The following is a 15,019-nucleotide window of genomic DNA, read 5'->3' as shown; positions in this document are numbered from 1 at the left end:
CCCCGCCGGGGTTCCGCCGCTGGGTAAGAGAACATGCGCCGCCGTCTGATCCAGTCCACGCTCGCCGTGGTCCTCGTCGTGATCGCCGTCTTCGGGGTCTCCCTGGTGATCGTCGAGACCCGCACCATCACCGAGACCGCCAAGGAGCGCGTGGAGTCCGAGGCGGTGCGGCTCGCCAGCATCGTCGACAGCCGGCTGCTCGTCGAGGACAAGGTCACCGCCGAGATCATCGGCGACCAGATGCCCGAGGACCGGTACGCCGTCGTCCGCATCCCCGGCAAGCCGCCCATCGAGGTCGGCTCCCGGCCGGACGGCGACGTCATCAGCGCCACGGCGCCCGGCGAGGAGGGCGAGACGGTCACCGTCCAGGAGCCGCAGTCCTCGGTGACCCAGGAGGTCGGCCGCACCCTGCTGATCATCGGGTTCGTGGCGCTGCTCGCGGTGATCGCGGCGGTGCTGCTGGCGATCCGGCAGGCCAACCGGCTCGCCTCCCCGCTGACCGACCTCGCCGAGACGGCCGAGCGCCTCGGCTCCGGCGACCCGCGCCCCCGCCACCGCCGCTACGGCGTGCCCGAGCTGGACCGGGTCGCCGACGTGCTGGACGCGTCCGCCGAGCGCATCGCCCGCATGCTGACCGCCGAGCGGCGGCTCGCCGCCGACGCCTCCCACCAGCTGCGCACCCCGCTCACCGCGCTGTCCATGCGGCTGGAGGAGATCACCGTCACCGACGACCCGGACACGGTGAAGGAGGAGGCGACGATCGCGCTCGCGCAGGTGGAGCGGCTGACGGACGTGGTGGAGCGGCTGCTGACCAACTCCCGGGACCCGCGCACCGGCTCCGCCGTCACCTTCGACCTCGACGAGGTGATCACGCAGCAGCTCGCCGAGTGGCGCCCCGCCTACCGCAGCGCCGGCCGGGCCATCGTGACCTCCGGCAAGCGGTGCCTGCGGGCCGTGGGCACCCCGGGCGCGGTCGCCCAGGTGCTCGCCGCGCTGATCGAGAACTCGCTGATGCACGGCGGCGGCACGGTCGCCCTGCGCACCCGGGTCACCGGCAACCAGGTCGTCGTGGAGGTCACCGACGAGGGTCCGGGCGTCCCCGCCGAGCTGGGGTCGCGGATCTTCGAGCGGGCGATCAGCGGCCGCAACTCCACCGGGATCGGCCTCGCGGTCGCCCGGGACCTGGCGGAGGCGGACGGCGGCCGTCTGGAGATGCTCCAGGCCAAGCCGCCGGTGTTCGGACTGTTCCTGTCCCGCACGCCCCCGCGGAAGGACCCCGGCGAGGAGGCCCGCCCGACGGTCCGCTGAGCGGGACCCGCATCGGAGGCGCGGCTACGGCACGCGCTGCCGGGTCCGCTCCCCGGCGGCCGGGGTTCCGCCCGCCACGGGCTCCTCCCGCACCGGCAGGGCGCGGAACACCCACGTGCGGTACGACCAGAAGCGGAACAGCGTCGCGATGCCGATGCCCAGGAACTTGAAGATGTTGCTCTGCAAGGAGCTGTCCCAGCCGAAGCCGTACGTCGCCGTGTAGAGCACGCCGTTCTCGATCACCAGGCCGATGACGCTGAACAGCAGGAACAGCGACATCTCGCGGGTGCGCCCGGACTTGTCGCGGTCCCGGTAGGTGAAGTACCGGAAGCCCACGTAATTGAAGACGATCGCGACCACGGTGGCGATGACGCTCGCGCGCACCACCTGGAGGTCGGTCGCCTGGCGGACCAGGTTGAACACACCGAGGTTGACCAGAACCCCGGCTCCCCCCACCGCGCCGAACCTGGCCGCTTCACCGAAGAGCCGTCGAAGCCCCGAGGAACCTTGTTCCATCGCCCACAGGCTCCCGTCGGTCGAGTGCGTCAACTCCGCCATGCTAACCATCCGCAGGCGCGATCTTCCTGCGGACGCCATGTCGCACCCGTACCAGCCGCCCCTTCCGTCCCGTGCGACGGGCGGGAATCGGCCACCCTGGCGTGGGCGGATACCCTGGGGGCGTGACGTTTCCGGTAGTCGGCATGGTCGGCGGCGGTCAGCTCGCTCGTATGACGCACGAGGCTGGCATCCCGCTCGGTATCAGGTTCAAGCTCCTCAGTGACACCCCGCAGGATTCCGCGGCCCAGGTGGTGAGTGACGTCGTCGTCGGCGACTACCGCGACCTGGACACCCTGCGTGCCTTCGCGCGCGGCTGCGACGTGATCACCTTCGACCACGAGCACGTGCCCACCGAGCACCTGCGGGCCCTGGAGGCCGACGGCGTCGCCGTCCGCCCCGGCCCCGAGGCGCTGGTGCACGCCCAGGACAAGGGCGTGATGCGCGCGAAGCTCGAGGCGGTCGGCGTGCCCTGCCCGCGGCACCGCATCGTGTCCGGCCCCGAGGACGTGGCCGCGTTCGCGGCGGAGGGCGAGGGCTTTCCCGTCGTCCTCAAGACCGTCCGCGGCGGATACGACGGCAAGGGCGTCTGGGTCGTCTCCTCCGCCGAGGAGGCCGCCGAGCCGTTCAAGGCCGGGGTGCCCGTGCTCGCCGAGGAGAAGGTCGACTTCGTGCGGGAGCTGGCCGCCAACGTGGTCCGCTCCCCGCACGGCCAGGCCGTCGCCTACCCGGTCGTGGAGTCGCGGCAGGTGAACGGCGTCTGCGACACCGTGATCGCGCCCGCGCCCGGCCTCGACGAGGACCTCGCGCTCAGGGCGGAGCAGATGGCGCTGACCATCGCCAAGGAGCTCGGCGTGGTCGGCCATCTCGCGGTGGAGCTGTTCCAGACCCGCGACGGCCGCATCCTCGTCAACGAGCTCGCGATGCGCCCGCACAACTCCGGCCACTGGAGCCAGGACGGCGCGATCACCTCGCAGTTCGCCAACCACGTCCGCGCTGTCCTCGACCTGCCGCTCGGCGACCCGCGCCCGCGCGCGACGTGGACGGTCATGGTCAACGTCCTCGGCGGCGACTACCCGGACATGTACTCCGCGTACCTGCACTGCATGGCGCGCGACCCCCAGCTGAAGATCCACATGTACGGCAAGGACGTGAAGCCCGGCCGCAAGGTCGGTCACGTGAACACCTACGGCGACGACCTGGACGACGTGCTGGAGCGCGCCCGTCACGCAGCCGGCTACCTGAGAGGCACGATCACCGAATGAGCCCAGTCGTTGGCATCGTCATGGGGTCGGACTCCGACTGGCCCGTCATGGAGGCGGCGGCCAAGGCCCTCGACGAGTTCGAGATCGCCTACGAGGTCGACGTCGTCTCCGCGCACCGCATGCCCCGCGAGATGATCACGTACGGCGAGCAGGCCGCGGACCGCGGGCTCAAGGCGATCATCGCGGGCGCGGGCGGCGCCGCCCATCTGCCCGGCATGCTCGCCTCGGTGACCCCGCTGCCCGTCATCGGCGTGCCCGTGCCGCTGAAGTACCTCGACGGCATGGACTCGCTGCTGTCCATCGTGCAGATGCCGGCCGGCGTGCCCGTCGCCACCGTCTCCGTCGCCGGCGCGCGCAACGCGGGCCTGCTCGCGGCCCGTATGCTCGCCGCCCACGACGAGGAACTGCTCGGCCGCATGCGGGAGTTCCAGCAGGAGCTGAACGACCAGGCGACCGAGAAGGGCAAGCGGCTGCGGGCCAAGGCCGAGGGCTCCGGCGCCGGTTTCGGCTTCGGGAAGTGACGCGGATGACCTCCCTGGACCAGGCCCGGGAACTGCTGCGCGAGTTCCCCGTCGTCGACGGGCACAACGACCTGCCGTGGGCGCTGCGCGAACAGGTCTCCTACGACCTCGACGCCCGTGACGTCGCCGTCGACCAGTCCGCCCATCTGCACACCGACATCCCCCGGCTGCGCGCCGGCGGCGTCGGCGCGCAGTTCTGGTCGGTGTACGTCCGCGCCGACGCCCCCGACCCGGTGCCGGCCACACTGGAACAGATCGACTGCGTACGGCAGTTGCTGGACCGGTACCCGGCCGATCTGGCGCCCGCGCTGACCGCCGCCGACATGGAGGCCGCGCGCCGCGAGGGCCGCATCGCCTCCCTCATGGGCGCGGAGGGCGGCCACTCCATCGCCAACTCCCTCGGCACGCTGCGGGGGTTGTACGACCTCGGGGTGCGCTACCTGACGCTCACCCACAACTTCAACGTGGCGTGGGCGGATTCGGCGACCGACGAGCCCGGCGTGGGCGGACTGTCGGCGTTCGGCCGCGAGGTGGTGCGGGAGATGAACCGGCTCGGCATGCTGGTCGACCTCTCCCACGTCGCCGCGACGACCATGCGGGACGCCCTGGACACCAGCACGGCGCCGGTGATCTTCTCCCACTCCTCCGCCCGCGCGGTCTGCGACCACCCGCGCAACATCCCCGACGACGTGCTGGAGCGGCTGCCCGCCAACGGGGGCGTCGCCATGGTGACGTTCGTGCCGAAGTTCGTGCTCCAGGCCGCCGTCGACTGGACGGCGGCCGCCGACGAGAACCTGCGCGCCCACGGATTCCACCACCTCGACACCAGCCCCGAGGCGATGAAGCTGCACCGCGCCTTCGAGGAGAGCCGCCCGCGGCCCGTCGCCACGGTGGCCACGGTCGCCGACCACCTCGACCACATGCGTGAGGTCGCCGGCGTCGACCACCTCGGCATCGGAGGCGACTACGACGGCACGGCCTTCACCCCCGACGGCCTGGACGACGTCTCCGGCTACCCCCGGCTGATCGCCGAGCTGCTGGACCGCGGCTGGTCCCGCGCCGACCTGGCGAAGCTGACCTGGCAGAACGCGGTCCGGGTACTGGGCGCCGCCGAGGACGTGGCCCGCGACCTGCGCGCCACGCGCGCGCCCTCCCACGCCACCCTCGAGGCGCTGGACGGCTGACCCGCGGACGCGGCGCGGGACCCGGGGCCCTCCTCGGTCTTACCCCGAACGCCGCGTTCACCAGGAAGCCCGTGGGTGCTCCGTGCGACCGTGACCGTACCGCCCGAGGTCACGACGTACGGAGCCCCGTTATGGCCGATCTCCAGGACGACCTGCACACCGCCGCCGAGGTCGGCCGCGCCGACGAGCCGTACCCGCAGGAGGCGGTGGTCGTCGGGCCGGAGGAGTACCGGCCCGTCTCCGACCCGGACGACGCCCCCCTCGACCGCGCACGGGCCGTCCTCGCCGCCCACCCCGTCTGCGACGGCTACAGCGGCCTGCCGTGGACGCTGCGCGGACTGCCCTGGTACGACCTCGACCTGGGGGAGAGCGCCGTCGACGCGGATCTGCCGCGGCTGCGGAAGGGGCAGGTCGGCGCCGTGTTCTGGTCGCTGCACCTGCCGGAAGGACACGACGGCGACCGGGCGCTCACCGCGACCCTGGAGCAGCTCGACCTGGCGCAGGGGGTCGTCGCCGCCCACGACACGGGACTGCGGCCCGCCCGCACCGCCGGGGAGGTCGTCGACGCCCGCAACTGCGGCCGGATCGCCGTGCTGTTCGGCCCGGCCGGCGCGCCCGCCCTCGGCGACTCCCTGAGCGTCCTGCGCTCCCTGCACGCCCTCGGTGTACGGGTCGTCACCCTCACCGGGACCTCCTGGGCGGGCCCCGCCGGGCTCACCCGCTTCGGCGAGGAGGTCGTGCGCGAGATGAACCGGCTCGGCATGGTCGCCGACCTCTCCTGCGCGTCCGCCCCCACGATCCGCCGGACGCTCGTCGTCTCCAAGGCGCCGGTGCTTTTCAGCCGGTCCGGCGCGTCCGACCTGCGGCCGCACCCCGCCAACCTGCCCGACGACCTGCTCGCCGCGGTGGGCGAGGCGAAGGGGCTGTGCCTGGTGCCGCTGACCGCCGAACAGGCCGGACCGACGGTCCGCGACGTCGCCGACCACCTCGACCACGTCCGCACCCTCGCCGGCCCGGACTGCGTGGGCCTGTCCGGCACGTACGACACGGGCAGCGCGCACCCGCAGGACCTGCGTGACCCGTCCTGCTACCCCCGCCTGATCGCGGAACTCCTCCGGCGCGGCTGGGAGGAGTCCGACGTCGCCCTCCTGACCTGGGGAAACGTCCAACGCGTCCTCCGCGCGGCAGCCTTCACCTCCCACACGGCCCGACAGCGCCGCGAGCCGTCGACGGCGACAATCACCACCCTCGACACCTGAGACACCCCTTAGGGGCGCGGGGAACTGCACGGCCGTGGGGGGCGGGTTGCGCAGCCCGGCGCTTACGGGGTGCCGCTGCGCCCACCCGTGCCGCCCCAGCGGCACGACTGCCCGCAGCGGCGGGAACTGCGCGGACCGGGCGTCGCCTACGGCTGTTCGATGCGGCACAGGCAGAAGGGGTGGCCCGCCGGGTCGGCGTAGACGCGGAAGTCCTTCGACCTGTCGTCCTCACGGTCCAGCACACGCGCCCCGAGGGCCAGTACCTTCGCCTCCGCCGCGTCGACGTCCTCCCACGTGCCACCCGCGTCGAAGTCGAGATGGAACTGCTGGGAGTCGTGGTCGGCGCTCGGCCAGGCCGGCGGGGTGTGGCCCCGGGCCCGCTGGAAGGCGAGGCGGGGGCCCGAGGGGACCTGGAGGACCACCCAGTCGTCGTCCTGGGCCTCGGGCGTGCCGCCGGCCACGGACGCGTAGAAGACGGCCAGCTCACTCGGGTCGGGGCAGTCGAGGACGACACTGCGCAGTCGTGCCACGGGGGCCATCGGTTCCTCCATGTCTCAGCAGGCGCACAGGCAGAACGGGTGCCCGGCCGGGTCCGCGTAAACCCGGAAGGTGCGCGAGCGGTCCTCCGTGTCCAGCGGCTTCGCGCCCAGCGCCAGGATCTCCTTCTCGGCCGCGTCCAGGTCTTCGACGGTCAGGTCGAGATGGAACTGCTGGGAGTGGTCGGCCGCCGGCCACTCCGGCGGGACATGACCCTCGGCCCGCTGGAAGGCCAGCGTCGGCCCGCCCGGCACCGCCAGGTCCACCCAGTCGCCCTCGCCCTCCGGCGTGCCGCCCACGATGCCGGCGTAGAAACCGGCCAGCGCGCGCGGGTCCGGACAGTCCAGGACGACGGCGCCCACCTTCGCTACGGACATGACTGCCTCCTCGTGTTACCGCTTGAAGCGGTTTTTGGGTAACCGTTACCGCATGCTGCCGCAGAGCCGGTAACCTCGCAAGGGGATTCACGGAAGGTACCGTCGGGTCATGAGCGAGAGAGCGGCCCCGCCGGGGCGGCTGACCCTGGTCCAGGCGCTGGTCAACACGGTGGACCTCGCCGCGGGCGCCGACGCGCTGGACACGCCGGAGGGCCGTGCGCCCTTCGGTCTCACCGAGGACACCGTCGACGACGCCCGCGAGCTGCGCGAGTCGCTGCGCGCCACCCTGCTCGCGCACGCCGGCCACCCCGCCCACCGTCCGGTCGTCCCGCTCGGCGAGCTGCTCGCCCGCGCGCCCCTGGTCGTCACGGTCGACCCCGCCGACGGCTCCGCCGCCCTCGCACCGGTCGACGAGGCGCCCCTGCTCTCCCGGATCGCCGCCGCCGTCGCCGAGGCGCTCACGGCCGGCACCTGGCAGCGACTCAAGGCCTGCGAGGCCCCCGACTGCCACTGGGCCTACTACGACCGCAGCCCCGGCGGACGCGGCCGCTGGTGCTCCATGCAGGTGTGCGGGGCCCGCGCGAAGATGCGCCGGTACCGGGCGAAGCGGGGGTAGTCCCGGCACGCCCGCGCCGGTTGGGGCAGAATGCGACACGACGCCGGTTCGGCCGACTGAGCCTCGGCCGAACCGGCGTCACCCGCGCGCGACAGGCGCGCCTCAGGCGCCGGGGCGTCCCATCGCCCGGAAACGCCAGCCGGCCCGCCGCCACGCCTCCGCGTCCAGCGCGTTGCGCCCGTCGAGCACCACCCGCTCGGCCGTCACCTCGCCCAGCTCCGCCGGGTCCAGCTCGCGGAACTCACGCCACTCCGTCAGGTGCAGCACGACATGCGCGCCGCGCACCGCCTCCAGCGCCGAGTCGGCGTACCCGAGCGTCGGGAACACACGGCGGGCGTTGTCCATGCCCTTCGGGTCGTAGACGGTGACCTGGCCGCCCTGGAGGTGGATCTGCCCGGCCACGTTCAGCGCGGGCGAGTCGCGGACGTCGTCCGAGTCCGGCTTGAACGTCGCGCCGAGCACCGCCACCCGCTTGCCGAGGAACGGCCCGCCGCCCAGCTCCTGCCGGGTCAGCTCCACCATCCGCCCGCGCTGGCGCATGTTGATCGAGTCGATCTCGCGCAGGAACGTCAGCGCCTGGTCCGCGCCCAGCTCGCCGGCGCGCGCCATGAACGCCCGGATGTCCTTCGGCAGGCACCCGCCGCCGAAGCCGATCCCGGCGCGCAGGAACTTCCGGCCGATCCGGTCGTCGTACCCGATCGCCTCCGCCAGCTTGGCGACGTCGCCGCCGGTGGCCTCGCACAGCTCCGCCATCGCGTTGATGAACGAGATCTTGGTGGCGAGGAAGGAGTTCGCGGACGTCTTCACCAGCTCCGCCGTCGGGAAGTCCGTCAGCACGAACGGCGACCCCTCCTCGATCGGCGTGGCGTACACCTCGCGCAGCAGCTTCTCCGCCCGCTCGCTGCGCACGCCCACCACGATCCGGTCCGGGTGCAGCGTGTCCTGCACCGCGAACCCCTCACGCAGGAACTCCGGGTTCCAGGCCAGCTCCGCGTCCGCCCCGGCCGGCGCGTGCTCGGCGAGGTAGGCGGCCAGCCGGTCGGCCGACCCGACGGGCACCGTCGACTTGCCCACGACCAGCGCGGGACCCTTCAGATGCGGGGCGAGCGAGGCGATCGCCGCGTCGACGTACGACATGTCGCAGGCGTACTCGCCGTGCCGCTGCGGGGTGTTCACGCAGACGAAGTGGACGTCGCCGAACTCGCCCAGCTCGGCCCAGTCCATGGTGAACCGCAGCCGGCCGGTCGAGCCCTCGATCCCGGCCACGTGCCGGCGCAGCAGCTCCTCGAGCCCCGGCTCGTACATCGGGACCTCGCCGCGGCGCAGCTTGTCGATCTTCTCGGGCACCACGTCCAGGCCCATCACCTCGAAGCCCAGCTCCGCCATGGCCGCGGCGTGGGTCGCGCCGAGATAACCGGTGCCGATCACGGTGATCTTGAGGGCCATGGGGGTGCTCCAGAGGTCTGCGGCAGGCACGTGCGCGCCCGAGCATATCCGGGGCGCCCACTCGCGCCTCGCCCGGTCGTCCGGCCGCTGTCGCTCAGCTCACCTATCCACGAGCACGGGCGAAGGCCTAAAATTTGAGTTACTTAACGGTAGTTAGCGTGACCATCATCGCAGTGTTCTGGAGCGTGAGAGACCTTGGCCGGATCGGCTGACTTCGACCTGTACCGCCCGTCCGAGGAGCACGACATGCTCCGGGACGCCGTCCGCTCGCTGGCCGAGGCGAAGATCGCGCCGCACGCCGCCGCGGTGGACGAGGAGGCCCGCTTCCCCCGCGAGGCCCTCGACGCGCTGACCGCGAACGACCTGCACGCGGTGCACGTGCCCGAGGAGTACGGCGGCGCCGGCGCCGACGCGCTCGCCACGGTCATCGTGATCGAGGAGGTGGCCCGCGTCTGCGCGTCCTCCTCCCTCATCCCGGCCGTGAACAAGCTGGGCTCGCTGCCGGTCATCCTCTCCGGCTCCGAGGCGCTGAAGAAGAAGTACATGGCCCCCCTCGCCCGGGGCGAGGCGATGTTCTCGTACTGCCTGTCCGAGCCGGACGCCGGTTCCGACGCCGCCGGCATGAAGACCCGCGCCGTCCGCGACGGCGACTTCTGGGTGCTCAACGGCGTGAAGCGCTGGATCACCAACGCCGGCGAGTCCGAGTTCTACACGGTGATGGCCGTCACCGACCCGGAGAAGCGCTCCAAGGGCATCTCCGCCTTCGTCGTGGAGAAGTCCGACCCGGGCGTCTCCTTCGGCGCGCCGGAGAAGAAGCTCGGCATCAAGGGCTCGCCCACCCGCGAGGTCTACCTGGACAACGTCCGCATCCCCGCCGACCGCATGATCGGCGAGGAGGGCACCGGCTTCGCCACGGCGATGCGGACCCTGGACCACACCCGCATCACCATCGCCGCGCAGGCCCTCGGCATCGCCCAGGGCGCCCTCGACTACGCCAAGGGCTACGTCAAGGAGCGCAAGCAGTTCGGCAAGCCGATCGCCGACTTCCAGGGCGTGCAGTTCATGCTCGCCGACATGGCCATGAAGATCGAGGCCGCCCGCCAGCTCACCTACGCCGCCGCGGCGAAGTCCGAGCGGGGCGACAGCGACCTCACCTTCCAGGGCGCCGCCGCCAAGTGCTTCGCCTCCGACGTGGCCATGGAGGTCACCACGGACGCCGTCCAGCTCCTCGGCGGCTACGGCTACACCCGCGACTACCCGGTCGAGCGCATGATGCGCGACGCCAAGATCACGCAGATCTACGAAGGCACCAACCAGGTCCAGCGCATCGTCATGGCGCGCAACCTGCCGTAACGGCGGTCGGACATCGCGCGAGGGCGTCCGGGAATCCCCCGGGCGCCCTTCCGCGTCGGCCGGTCCCCCGTAGTCGCCCGCCCCAGCTACGTCGCCCGCGTCACCTGCGCCAGAACAGGTGGTGCGTCACCCCGCTCGCGCTGGGCACGACCTCCAGGTGGTAGCGGTCGAGCAGATCCTCGGGGGAGTCCCACAGCCGCAGCCCGGAGCCCGCCTTCACCGGCGACACCGCCACGTGCAGGGTGTCCACCAGACCCGCGTCGAGGAACTGCCGCACGGTGGTGACCCCGCCGCCGAGCCGGACGTCCTTGCCGTCCGCCGCCTCCCGCGCCAGCTCCAGCACCCGCTCCGGGGAGCCGTCGACGAAGTGGAACGTGGTGTCGGACAGCGTGAACGACGGACGCGGGTGGTGGGTCATGACGAACACCGGCGTGCGGAACGGCGGCTCGTCCCCCCACCAGCCCTGCCACTCGTGGTCCTGCCAGGGCCCGCGCTGGGGCCCGAACTTGTTGCGCCCCATGATCTCGGCGCCGATGTTGTTCCTGAAGTCACGGGTGAAGTAGTCGTCGAGGCCCCGGGTCCCGCCGGGGTCGGTGCGGTTGGGCCAGCTCGCGGTCGCCCCTGCCCAGGCGAACATCTCGCCGGGATCCAGATGGCCGAAGGGGCGCTCGAGGGTCTGGTCCTCGCCCGCGCCGATCCCGTCGGCCGAGACGTTGAAGTTCTGTACGCGCAGCAGCTGAGGCACGGTCTCTCCTGACCTGGTCTCCTGATCCGGTCTCTCCCGACCCGGATGACACAGGGTGGACTCCCCGCGCGCGGCGAACTCATCGCCGTCCGCTCACAGGAATCGCCGGATCGGGGTGACCGCCGCCTCCGCGAGCCGCGCACGCAGCGGACGGCGCCGCCAGCGGGCCGGGTCGATCGCCTCGCTCTGCTTGCGGTCGGCGTCGAAGTCGGCGTCCAGCCGTGCGGTGAAGTCCTCGTCGAGGACGGCCAGCATGACCTCCTCGTCGTGCTCCAGCGAGCGGCGGTTGAAGTTGGTGGAGCCGATCAGGGAGCAGACGCCGTCCACCGTGATGATCTTCGTGTGGAGCATGGTCGGCTGGTACTCGCGCACCTCCACGCCCGCGTCCACCAGCGTCTGGTAGTGCTGCCGCCCGGCCAGCAGACAGGCGCGCTGGTCGGTGTGCGGCCCGGGCAGCAGGATCTCCACCTTCACGCCCCGGCGGGCGGCGTCCGCCAGCAGGCCGACGAAGTACGTGTCGGGCGCGAAGTACGCCGTGGACAGCCGGAACCGCTCCTGCGCCGAGGTGATCACCACGCGCAGCAGGGTCTGCATGTCCTGCCAGCCGAAGCTGGCCGAGCCGCGCACCACCTGGACCGTGGCGCTGCCCGGCTGCTCGTGCCCGGTGAAGCGGTCGTGCTCGTCGTACAGCTCGTCGTGGCACTCGGCCCAGTTCTGGGCGAAGGCCGCCGCGATGCCGTCCACCGCCGGGCCCGTGACCTTGACGTGGGTGTCGCGCCACTCGTCGGGGTTGCGGGCGTCGCCGCACCACTCCTGCGCGATGCCCACCCCGCCGGTGAAGGCGGTGTGCTCGTCGGTGACCAGCACCTTGCGGTGACAGCGGTGGTTCTGCCGCATCGGCGACAGCCGGGTCGGCTTGCGGAACCACGCCACGTGCACGCCGGCGTCGTCCATCGCGTCCAGCAGCTCCGGCTCTATCTCCTTCGCGCCGAAGCCGTCCAGCAGCAGCCGCACCCGGACGCCCGCGCGGGCCCGTTCGGCCAGCGCCTCGGCGAACTCCCGCGCGATGTCGCCCCGCCAGTAGACGAACGTCATCATGTCGACCGTGTGCTCCGCGGCGCGGACCGCCTCCAGCATCGCCGGGAAGATCTCGTCGCCGTTGCGCAGCGGCACCAGTTCGTTGCCCTCGGTCGCCGCGATTCCGATGAGCCGTTCCAGCCGTCTGCGCAGCCGCTGCCGCTCCGTCTGTGTCGTCATGGTCCTACTCCCTCTCCGCCGCCCCGCCGGACGCCCCCTCGGCGCCGTGGGCAGGGGCCCCCTGTCCTGATGTCCGCTCCCGGCCCGGCCAAAGCAGCGTCGCGTGGTGGTCATGGACACAGGGGCGTAGGACGGGAGGAGCGAGGGCCGAACGCCGGTCCCCGTCGGTCCCTGGGAGGAACCATGACCCAGCAGCAGCCGGCCACGGAACCGCTGAGCAAGGAGACACAGGACTGCATCCAGGCGTGCATGGCCTGCCACGGCGTGTGCGAGGAGACCATGAGCGCGTGTCTGCAGACGGGCGGCGACGCGCAGACGCGGATCATGCGGGCGCTCCTCGACTGTTCGGAGATGACCCGGATGTGCGCGGACATGATGATGCGCCGCTCGCCGCTGGCGAACGAGATGTGCATGATGTGCGCGCAGGCCTGCGACCTGTGCGCGGAGGCGTGCATGTCGATGCCGGAGGACGAGCGGATGGCGCGGTGCGCCGAATCCTGCCGCCGCTGCTCCGAGATGTGCCGGGCGATGGCGGGCGCCCCGATGTGACGGCCCGCGCCGGACATGCGCGAGGGCACCCCCGCGGAGGTGCCCTCGTCACGGTGACCGGCCCTGGTGACCGGCAGCGGTGTCAGTCGCCCTTGACGGTGACCTTCTCGTCGTTGTTCAGCTGCTGGACCAGCTGCTTGACCTTGTCCTTGTCCCACAGCAGGTTGCCGCCGGCGGAGCCGGCCAGCGGCATGTTCATCGAGGTGCCCTCGCCGCCGCTGACGCCCTTCATCGACCAGAACATGTCGGCCAGGTCGAACAGCCCCATGTCCTTGTCGACGATCAGGGAGTCCAGGCCCGCGCCCATGGTCGGGTAGAGGCGGAACGGGTTGAGCACGGTGCTCGGGGTCGCCACCTGGTTGGCCAGGGCGGACAGGAACTTCTGCTGGTTCTTGGTGCGGTCCAGGTCGGAGCCGGCCAGCGCGTACCGGGTGCGGACGAAGGCGAGCGCCTCCTCGCCGTTCAGGGTCTGCTTGCCCTTCTTGAAGTCGGCGCCGGACTTGGTGTCCTTGATGTCCTGCGGGATGTCGATCTCGACGCCGCCGGCCGCGTCCACGATGTTCGCGAAGCCGGCGAAGCCGATCTCCACGTAGTGGTCGATGTGCAGGCCGGTGTTGAACTCCACCGTGCGCACCAGCAGCTCGGGGCCGTCCTCGGCGTACGCGGCGTTCAGCTTCACCTCGCGGCCGGTGCCCTGGTAGATCTTCCCCGACTCGGAGCCCTTGAAGGTGGGGATCTCCACGTTGGAGTCACGGGGCAGCGAGATGAGGGTCGGGCCGTTGTCCCCGGTGTGCAGGATCATCATCGAGTCCGTGCGTTTGCCCTCGGAGGAGCCGGTGCGCAGCCGCTTCTTGTCCTCGTCGGACAAGCCCTCGCGGCTGTCGGAGCCGACGATGAGGTAGTTGGTGCCCTCGCCCTTCTCGGGCCGCTCGATCACCTTCGACAGGTCGACGTCGCGGTTGAGCTTGGAGTCGGCCCAGAAGTACGTGGCGACGGTGGTGACCACCAGCACGGTCACCAGGGTGATCGCCGTCCACTTGATGCGGCGCCGCCAGTCCGGCGCGGGGCGCTCGGGGCCGTAGCCGTCACCGCCGCCGCGTCCGCCGCCGTACACCTGGCCGGTGTTGTAGCCGCTGTCGTAGTCGTCGTAGCCGCCGTCGGCGTAGCGCGGCTGCTGCGGGACCTGGCCGTACGGAGCCTGCCCGGGAGGGGCCGGCCGACCCCGCCGGACCTGCCGCATGACACGGGCGCTCTCGGGCTGAGCGCTCCCGCTCCCGCGTCCGTAGCGGCCGCCGCGGTTGTCGTCGGACCATGCCTCGGGCCAATCATTCATGCCAGACAGTGTGCAGGTCCGCAGGGGCGGCGGTACAAGGGTCGTCGGAAAATCAGGGCGCCGCTGTAGCGAAGCTGACACAAAACCCCCGCTTGTCACCTCGGCATAAGGTGGAGGCCATGACAGACCAGGCCCCTGCCGCGCAGACGGACAGTCCGGAGATCCCGGGCAAGCCCGTCTCGGCGTCCCGCACCACCCTCAGCCACATCATGACCCACAACGACACCAATCTCCTGGGCACCGTGCACGGTGGGGTGATCATGAAACTGGTCGACGACGCGGCGGGCGCGGTCGCCGGCCGGCACTCCGGGGGGCCGGCCGTGACGGCCTCCATGGACGAGATGGCGTTCTTCGAGCCGGTCCGCGTGGGTGACCTTGTTCACGTCAAGGCCCAGGTCAACTGGACCGGCCGGACCTCGATGGAGGTCGGGGTGCGGGTGCTGGCCGAACGCTGGAACGAGTCCACGCCGGCCACGCACGTCGGCTCCGCCTACCTCGTCTTCGCCGCGGTCGACGCCGACGGCAAGCCGCGCCGGGTCCCGCAGGTCCTCCCCGAGACCGACCGCGACCGCCGCCGCTACCAGGAGGCCCAGATCCGCCGCACCCACCGCCTGTCCCGCCGCCGCGCGATCCTGGAACTCCGCGAGAAGCGAGCGGCGGAAGGCTTCGACGACTGACCCCGTCCCCTCCCGGACTCCCCAGGGCGCGAACGCC

The 15,019-nt window shown here is 71.9% G+C and carries 16 protein-coding genes; 9 read left to right on the top strand and 7 right to left on the bottom strand.

The genetic code is table 11. The features are described from left to right. The first annotated feature begins 33 nt into the window (after nucleotides 1-33). Nucleotides 34-1,308 carry a sensor histidine kinase gene (locus tag CCN29_RS09195; RefSeq protein WP_031063984.1) on the top strand — a complete coding sequence of 425 codons (1,275 nt, stop codon included), beginning with the start codon at nucleotides 34-36 and terminating at the stop codon, nucleotides 1,306-1,308. Between the two features lie 24 nt (nucleotides 1,309-1,332). Here the strand turns inward: CCN29_RS09195 and CCN29_RS09190 are convergent, their stop codons facing one another. Next, nucleotides 1,333-1,824: a GtrA family protein gene (locus CCN29_RS09190; protein ID WP_037817478.1), complete on the bottom strand. Its 492-nt coding sequence runs from the start codon at nucleotides 1,822-1,824 to the stop codon at nucleotides 1,333-1,335. A gap of 164 nt (nucleotides 1,825-1,988) precedes the next feature. On the opposite strand from CCN29_RS09190, the gene CCN29_RS09185 reads away from it, so the two are divergent. The 4 genes from CCN29_RS09185 (at nucleotide 1,989) to CCN29_RS09170 (ending at nucleotide 6,092) form a co-directional block, all read left to right on the top strand. Beyond that, nucleotides 1,989-3,128, top strand: coding sequence for a 5-(carboxyamino)imidazole ribonucleotide synthase (locus CCN29_RS09185; RefSeq protein ID WP_086680929.1), 1,140 nt, complete (start codon nucleotides 1,989-1,991; stop codon nucleotides 3,126-3,128). Next, a complete protein-coding gene (gene purE / locus CCN29_RS09180) occupies nucleotides 3,125-3,649 on the top strand; it encodes a 5-(carboxyamino)imidazole ribonucleotide mutase (protein ID WP_031022049.1) in 525 nt (174 codons plus the stop codon). Before CCN29_RS09185 ends, purE begins: the two co-directional genes overlap by 4 nt. 5 nt (nucleotides 3,650-3,654) lie before the next feature. Then, entirely contained in the window at nucleotides 3,655-4,833 is a 1,179-nt protein-coding gene (locus CCN29_RS09175) for a dipeptidase (protein ID WP_031063979.1), read from the top strand. Between the two features lie 131 nt (nucleotides 4,834-4,964). After that, nucleotides 4,965-6,092, top strand: coding sequence for a dipeptidase (locus tag CCN29_RS09170; RefSeq protein WP_086680927.1), 1,128 nt, complete (start codon nucleotides 4,965-4,967; stop codon nucleotides 6,090-6,092). A 146-nt stretch (nucleotides 6,093-6,238) separates the two neighbouring features. On the opposite strand, the gene CCN29_RS09165 is transcribed toward CCN29_RS09170, so the two are convergent. Both CCN29_RS09165 and CCN29_RS09160 read right to left on the bottom strand, forming a co-directional pair. Next, nucleotides 6,239-6,631 (bottom strand): VOC family protein, encoded by a 393-nt coding sequence (locus CCN29_RS09165; RefSeq protein WP_031022055.1) that lies wholly within the window; start codon nucleotides 6,629-6,631, stop codon nucleotides 6,239-6,241. A 15-nt stretch (nucleotides 6,632-6,646) separates the two neighbouring features. Further along, nucleotides 6,647-7,006, bottom strand: coding sequence for a VOC family protein (locus tag CCN29_RS09160; protein ID WP_031022057.1), 360 nt, complete (start codon nucleotides 7,004-7,006; stop codon nucleotides 6,647-6,649). A 109-nt stretch (nucleotides 7,007-7,115) separates the two neighbouring features. Between CCN29_RS09160 and CCN29_RS09155 the strand changes: the two genes are divergently transcribed. Then, entirely contained in the window at nucleotides 7,116-7,622 is a 507-nt protein-coding gene (locus tag CCN29_RS09155) for a CGNR zinc finger domain-containing protein (protein ID WP_031022060.1), read from the top strand. 102 nt (nucleotides 7,623-7,724) lie between these two features. On the opposite strand, the gene CCN29_RS09150 is transcribed toward CCN29_RS09155, so the two are convergent. Next, on the bottom strand, nucleotides 7,725-9,068 hold the full coding sequence (locus CCN29_RS09150; RefSeq protein ID WP_031022062.1) for a UDP-glucose dehydrogenase family protein: 1,344 nt from the start codon (nucleotides 9,066-9,068) through the stop codon (nucleotides 7,725-7,727). Between the two features lie 195 nt (nucleotides 9,069-9,263). Here CCN29_RS09150 and CCN29_RS09145 point away from each other — a divergent pair, with 195 nt between their 5' ends. Then, nucleotides 9,264-10,421, top strand: coding sequence for an acyl-CoA dehydrogenase (locus CCN29_RS09145; RefSeq protein ID WP_031022064.1), 1,158 nt, complete (start codon nucleotides 9,264-9,266; stop codon nucleotides 10,419-10,421). A gap of 100 nt (nucleotides 10,422-10,521) precedes the next feature. Here the strand turns inward: CCN29_RS09145 and CCN29_RS09140 are convergent, their stop codons facing one another. Continuing rightward, on the bottom strand, nucleotides 10,522-11,166 hold the full coding sequence (locus tag CCN29_RS09140) for a dihydrofolate reductase family protein (RefSeq protein ID WP_031022071.1): 645 nt from the start codon (nucleotides 11,164-11,166) through the stop codon (nucleotides 10,522-10,524). A gap of 93 nt (nucleotides 11,167-11,259) precedes the next feature. After that, entirely contained in the window at nucleotides 11,260-12,423 is a 1,164-nt protein-coding gene (locus CCN29_RS09135; RefSeq protein WP_031022072.1) for a phospholipase D-like domain-containing protein, read from the bottom strand. A 183-nt stretch (nucleotides 12,424-12,606) separates the two neighbouring features. Between CCN29_RS09135 and CCN29_RS09130 the strand changes: the two genes are divergently transcribed. Next, nucleotides 12,607-12,972, top strand: a complete 366-nt coding sequence (locus CCN29_RS09130; protein WP_031022074.1) for a four-helix bundle copper-binding protein — start codon at nucleotides 12,607-12,609, stop codon at nucleotides 12,970-12,972. A gap of 82 nt (nucleotides 12,973-13,054) precedes the next feature. Here the strand turns inward: CCN29_RS09130 and CCN29_RS09125 are convergent, their stop codons facing one another. Continuing rightward, the gene (locus tag CCN29_RS09125) at nucleotides 13,055-14,305 is read right to left on the bottom strand and encodes an LCP family protein (protein ID WP_086680926.1); all 1,251 of its coding nucleotides are present in this window, start codon (nucleotides 14,303-14,305) and stop codon (nucleotides 13,055-13,057) included. 119 nt (nucleotides 14,306-14,424) lie between these two features. On the opposite strand from CCN29_RS09125, the gene CCN29_RS09120 reads away from it, so the two are divergent. Further along, a complete protein-coding gene (locus CCN29_RS09120) occupies nucleotides 14,425-14,982 on the top strand; it encodes an acyl-CoA thioesterase (protein WP_189408736.1) in 558 nt (185 codons plus the stop codon). Nucleotides 14,983-15,019 lie beyond the last annotated feature (37 nt).

Source organism: Streptomyces pseudogriseolus (assembly GCA_002154585.1).
Lineage (GTDB): Bacteria > Actinomycetota > Actinomycetes > Streptomycetales > Streptomycetaceae > Streptomyces > Streptomyces pseudogriseolus.
Note: the sequence above shows the minus strand (reverse complement) of the source record. Positions and strands in the feature narration are given on the sequence as shown.